This is a genomic window from Streptomyces morookaense (genome assembly GCF_013030945.1).
Lineage (GTDB): Bacteria > Actinomycetota > Actinomycetes > Streptomycetales > Streptomycetaceae > Streptomyces > Streptomyces morookaensis.
The window spans coordinates 1-5,333 of record NZ_JABBXF010000064.1 but is presented as its reverse complement, the minus strand read 5'-3'; the positions used below and the strand labels follow the sequence as shown (position 1 = coordinate 5,333).

Here is a 5,333-nt window from a genome sequence, read left to right as displayed (position 1 = left end):
GGCTGACACGACGGTCGGCCAGCTTGGTCGGTACGGACGGCATTCCCAGCGAAATCGCAGTCATCTGGCGAGCAACCCCAAGGTCTGAATTCAAGGTCCCGAGATCGGCGTGCTCCGGCCTCGGGCTTCGAGGTTACGGCACGCGATCCGCCCGGGGCACATCCGCTGCCCGGACAGTTGCCCTCCGGGCGGACCGTCGCGCGGGGTCCGGCGTCAGGTGAGCCGGACCGGATTGACCACGTCCGCGATCAGCACGAGCAGTGTGAAGCAGACGAAGATCCCGGCGACCACGTACGCGACCGGCATCAGCCGGGCGACGTCGAACGGGCCCGGGTCGGGGCGGCGGAAGACCTTCGCCAGGCCGCGGCGCAGGGACTCCCACAGCGCTCCCGCGATGTGCCCACCGTCCAGCGGCAGCAGGGGCAGCATGTTGAACAGGAACAGCGAGAGATTGAAGCCGGCGACCAGGAACAGCATGGTCGCGATCTGCTGCGACGGCGGGATGTCCAGGTTGAAGACCTCGCCGCCGACCCGTGCGGCACCGACCACGCCCATCGGGGAGTCGGGCTTGCGCTCGGCGCCGTCGAAGGCCGCGTTCCACAGGTCGGGGATCTTGCCGGGCAGGGCCACCAGGGACTCCACGCCGGACTGGACCATGTCACCCATCCGGTTGACCGACTGTCCGAAGGACTGCTGGACGACGCCGCTGGCGGGCGTGAAGCCGAGGAAGCCCGCCGTGACGTACTGACCCTGGACCGGGGCGCCCTTGCTGTCGTACTTCTGGACCTGGTTGGAGATCAGGTCCGCGCTGAGCGTCCTGCGCTGTCCGTCCCGCTCGACGGTGATCGTCGCGGGGCCGGTGGTCCTGCGGATGTCCTTCTGGAGCGTGGCCCAGTCGTCGATCTTGTGTCCGTCGAAGGCCACGATCTTGTCGCGCGGCTGCAGGCCCGCGGCCTTGGCCGGGGAGTCCTTGGCCCCGGCCGGGCACTTGTCGGTCTTGGCGTTGGCCGAGACGACGCAGTCGGAGACGGTGGAGACCGTGGTGGTCTGGGTGTTGACGCCGAACGACATCATCACGCCGAGGAAGATCGCGACGGCCAGGACCAGGTTCATGAAGGGCCCGGCGAACATCACGATGACGCGCTTCCAGGGCTTGCGCGTGTAGAACAGCCGCGACTCGTCGCCGGGCTGCAGCTCCTCGAAGGCCGCCGAGCGGGCGTCCTCGATCATGCCGCGCCACGGGGAGGTGGAACGGGCGCTGATCCGCCCGTCCTCCCCGGGCGGGAACATGCCGATCATGCGGATGTAGCCGCCGAGCGGCACGGCCTTGATGCCGTACTCGGTCTCGCCCTTCTTCCGCGAGAAGATCGTCGGCCCGAAGCCCACCATGTACTGCGGCACCCGGATGCCGAACATCTTCGCGGTGGAGAGGTGGCCCAGCTCGTGCCAGGCGATGGAGAAGAGCAGGCCCACCACGAAGACGACTATGCCGAGGACCGTCATCAGTGCCGTCATGCAGGAGCCTCCGAGCTCGCCGTCGCCGTACGTGCCGCGGGGGCCGTACGTGCTGCCAGTTCCCGGGCCCGGGCGCGGGCCCAGGCCTCCGCCTGCAGGACGTCCGGGACCGTCAGGCGGGTTCCCGCGGCCGGAGTGCCGTGTTCCGCCACCACTTCCGCGACGGTGTCCACGATCCCATTGAACGGCAGGTGTCCGCTGAGGAACGCGTCCACGCACTCCTCGTTGGCCGCGTTGAACACGGCGGGCGCGGTGCCCCCGAGCGCACCGACGTGCCGGGCCAGGCCCACGGAGGGGAAGGCCTCGGTGTCGAGCGGGAAGAACTCCCACGTGGAGGCCTTCGACCAGTCGAAGGCCGGTGCCGCGTCGGGCACCCGCTCGGGCCAGCCGAGGCCGATGGCGATGGGGCCGCGCATGTCCGGCGGGGTCGCCTGGGCCAGGGTGGAACCGTCCGTGAATTCCACCATCGAGTGGACATAGGACTGCGGGTGGACGACAACCTCGATGCGCTCGAAGGGGATGTCGTAGAGCAGATGGGCCTCGATGACCTCCAGACCCTTGTTGACCAGGGTCGCGGAGTTGATCGTGATCACCGGACCCATGGACCAGGTGGGGTGGGCCAGGGCGTCCTGCGGGGTGACCGAGGCCAGCTCCGCCTTCGTCCGGCCGCGGAAGGGGCCGCCGGAGGCCGTGACGACCAGCTTGCGGACCTCGGCGCGGGTGCCGCCGAGCAGGGCCTGGAAGAGCGCGGCGTGCTCGGAGTCCACCGGGATGATCTGCCCCGGTTTGGCGACGGCCTTGACCAGCGGGCCGCCGACGATCAGCGACTCCTTGTTGGCCAGCGCCAGGGTGCGTCCCGCCTCCAGGGCGGCGAGGGTGGGGGCGAGGCCGATGGAGCCGGTGATGCCGTTGAGGACGGTGTGGCACTCGCCGGCGGCCAGCTCGGTGGCCGCGTCGGGCCCGGCCAGGATCTCCGGCAGCGGCTCGCCGCCGTACCGCGCGGCCAGCGCCTCGCGCAGCTCGCCGGCCTTGTCGGCCTGCGCCACCGCGACCGTGCGCACGCGCAGCCGGTGCGCCTGCTCGGCGAGCAGCTCCACCCGGCCGCCGGCCGCGGACAGGGCGGTGACCGTGAAGCGCCCGGGGTTGCGCAGGACCAGGTCGATGGCCTGGGTGCCGATCGAACCGGTCGAGCCGAGGATCACGATCTCGCGCGGGCCGCCGACGGCGTCGGCGGGGGCGGAATAGCGCAGGTGCGGGTCAGCGAGAGAGTCCGTCATCCCTCCATTGTGGCCGTACCGCCGACGGCGCCCGACAGGGGCGTCCCGGCGGTACGGCGATCGTCCGCGCGGAAGGCGGGGTTCAGCGGATGGGCCGGTGGACGTTCTCCGCCTTCGACGGGCCGGGGGTGGCATCGGCGATCCACGGGCCCTCGCCGCTGGGGTCGACGATGCCGCCCTCGAGCCACTCGTACGAGCCCGCCAGCACCCCGTCGACGACCTTCCGGTCGAGCTCGTCCGTGTTGACCCAGAGGCGGTGGAAGAGCTCCTCCACCCGGACCCTGGCCTGCCGGCAGAAGGCGTCGGCCAGCTGGTACGCCTCGGGCCCGTGCTCCCCGCGGGAGCGCAGGTGCTCGGCGCGCACGCAGGCCGCGCTCATGGCGAACAGCTCGGCGCCGATGTCGACGATGCGGCCGAGGAAGCCCTGCTTGGTCTCCATCCGGCCCTGCCAGCGCGACATCCCGTAGAACGTGGAGCGGGCGAGCTTGCGCGCGGAGCGCTCGACGTAGCGCAGGTGGCCGGAGAGGTCGCGGTGGCCCGCCGGGTGGAACTCGGCGTACGTGCGCGGCAGTTGGCCCGGCCCGGCGACCAGCTTGGGCAGCCAGCGGGCGTAGAAGCCCCCGGCCTTGGCGCCCGCCTTCGCCTTGTCGCCGAGGGACTTGTCGGGGTCGATGAGGTCGCCGGCGACCGACAGGTGGGTGTCGACGGCCTCGCGGGCGATGAGCAGGTGCATGATCTCGGTCGAGCCCTCGAAGATCCGGTTGATGCGCGCGTCGCGCAGCATCTGCTCGGCGGGGACGGCGCGTTCGCCCCGGGCGGCCAGGGAGGCGGCGGTCTCGTAGCCGCGGCCGCCGCGGATCTGGACCAGCTCGTCCGTCATCAGCCAGGCCATCTCGCTGGCGTAGAGCTTGGCGAGGGCGGCCTCGATGCGGATGTCGTTGCGGTCCTCGTCGGCCATCTGGCCCGACAGTTCGAGGACGGCCTCCAGGGCGAAGGTCGTCGCGGCGATGAAGGAGATCTTCGCGCCGACGGCCTCGTGCTTGGCGATGGACTTGCCCCACTGCTCGCGGGCCAGCGACCACTCACGGGCGATCTTCAGCGCCCACTTGCCGCCGGAGACGCACATCGCTGGGATGGACAGGCGGCCGGTGTTGAGCGTGGTCAGCGCGATCTTCAGGCCGGCGCCCTCGGGGCCGATGCGGTGCGCGGCGGGGACCCTGACCTGGTGGAAACGGGTGACGCCGTTCTCGATGCCGCGCAGGCCCATGAAGGCGTTGCGCCGCTCGACGGTGACGCCCTCGGCCGCCGTCTCGACGACGAAGGCGGTGATGCCGCCCTTGTGGCCCTCGCTCTTCGGGACCCTGGCCATGACGACGAGCAGGTCGGCCACGACGCCGTTGGTGGTCCACAGCTTGACGCCGTCGAGGACGTAGTCGTCGCCGTCGGGCACGGCGGCGGTGGCCAGCCGGGCCGGGTCGGAGCCGACGTCGGGCTCGGTGAGCAGGAAGGCCGAGATGTCGGTGCGGGCGCAGCGGGGCAGGAAGGCGTCCTTCTGCTCCTGGGTGCCGAAGAGCTTGACCGGCTGGGGCACACCGATGGACTGGTGCGCGGAGAGCAGCGCGCCGACGACGGGGCTGGCCGAACCCACGAGGGCGAGGGCCTTGTTGTAGTAGACCTGGGTGAGGCCGAGGCCGCCGTACTTGGTGTCGATCTTCATGCCGAAGGCGCCGAGCTCCTTCAGCCCGGCGACCGTCTCGTCGGGGATCTGCGCCTCGCGCTCGATGCGGGCGCCGTCGATGCGGTTCTCGCAGAAGTCGCGCAGCTCGGCGAGGAACTCCTCGCCGCGGCGCACGTCCTCGGGCAGGGGCATGGGGTGCGGGTGGATGAGATCGAGCCGGAACCGGCCGAGGAAGAGCTCCTTGGCGAAACTGGGCTTCTTCCAGCCCTGCTCCCGGGCCGCCTCGGCGACCTGGCGCGCCTCTCGCTCGGATACCGGTCGTACGGATGGTGCGGTCATCTGGCACCTCACCGCTGAGTCGGTTGTCCCGGTCGACTACCGACCGGTGCTACTCGTCCGTATGTACCTACCCGATCCGCACGCCCTCTACCAGCCCCCGCGCAAGGTTCCGGCCCCCGGGTCAGCCGGGCGAGCCGGGGACGACGAGGCCGCTCTCGTAGGCGGCGACGACGGCCTGGGCGCGGCTGCACAGGCCCAGTTTGGCCATGGCCCGGTTGAGGTGGGTCTTGACGGTGGCCTCGCTGATGACGAGCTCGTCGGCGATGCCGGCGTTGGACAGGCCGCGTCCGGTCAGCCGCAGGACCTCGCGTTCCCGGCCGGTGAGCACCTCCAGGGCGCCGGCGGGCCGTCCGGGGCCGGTTCCGGGCGGCTGTCTGCGGGCGAAGGCCTCGATCAGACGGCGGGTGACGGTCGGGGCGAAGAGGGTGTCGCCGCCCGCGACGGCCGTGACGGCGGCGAGCAGGCGTTGCGGGCCGGCGTCCTTGAGGAGGAATCCGGCGGCTCCGGCCCGCAGGGCGGCGTAG

4 protein-coding genes are annotated in these 5,333 nt (G+C 71.4%); all 4 read right to left on the bottom strand.

Going from position 1 to position 5,333, the window contains the following annotated elements:
• Window positions 1-213 precede the first annotated feature (213 nt).
• Entirely contained in the window at window positions 214-1,515 is a 1,302-nt protein-coding gene (locus HG542_RS24640; protein ID WP_171085027.1) for a M50 family metallopeptidase, read from the bottom strand.
• Window positions 1,512-2,792 carry a 1-deoxy-D-xylulose-5-phosphate reductoisomerase gene (gene dxr / locus HG542_RS24635; RefSeq protein WP_171085024.1) on the bottom strand — a complete coding sequence of 427 codons (1,281 nt, stop codon included), beginning with the start codon at window positions 2,790-2,792 and terminating at the stop codon, window positions 1,512-1,514. Before dxr ends, HG542_RS24640 begins: the two co-directional genes overlap by 4 nt.
• An 82-nt stretch (window positions 2,793-2,874) precedes the next feature.
• On the bottom strand, window positions 2,875-4,809 hold the full coding sequence (locus tag HG542_RS24630; RefSeq protein ID WP_171085023.1) for an acyl-CoA dehydrogenase family protein: 1,935 nt from the start codon (window positions 4,807-4,809) through the stop codon (window positions 2,875-2,877).
• A 121-nt stretch (window positions 4,810-4,930) separates the two neighbouring features.
• Window positions 4,931-5,333: LuxR C-terminal-related transcriptional regulator (locus tag HG542_RS24625; RefSeq protein ID WP_171085021.1), on the bottom strand; the 403-nt coding region annotated here is incomplete at its 5' end.

Excerpts from the sequence above, each read along its gene's own strand:
- HG542_RS24640 (WP_171085027.1), bottom strand. The coding sequence starts at position 1,515 with ATGACGGCACTGATGACGGTCCTCGGCATAGTCGTCTTCGTGGTGGGC.
- dxr (WP_171085024.1), bottom strand. The coding sequence starts at position 2,792 with ATGACGGACTCTCTCGCTGACCCGCACCTGCGCTATTCCGCCCCCGCC.
- HG542_RS24630 (WP_171085023.1), bottom strand. The coding sequence starts at position 4,809 with ATGACCGCACCATCCGTACGACCGGTATCCGAGCGAGAGGCGCGCCAG.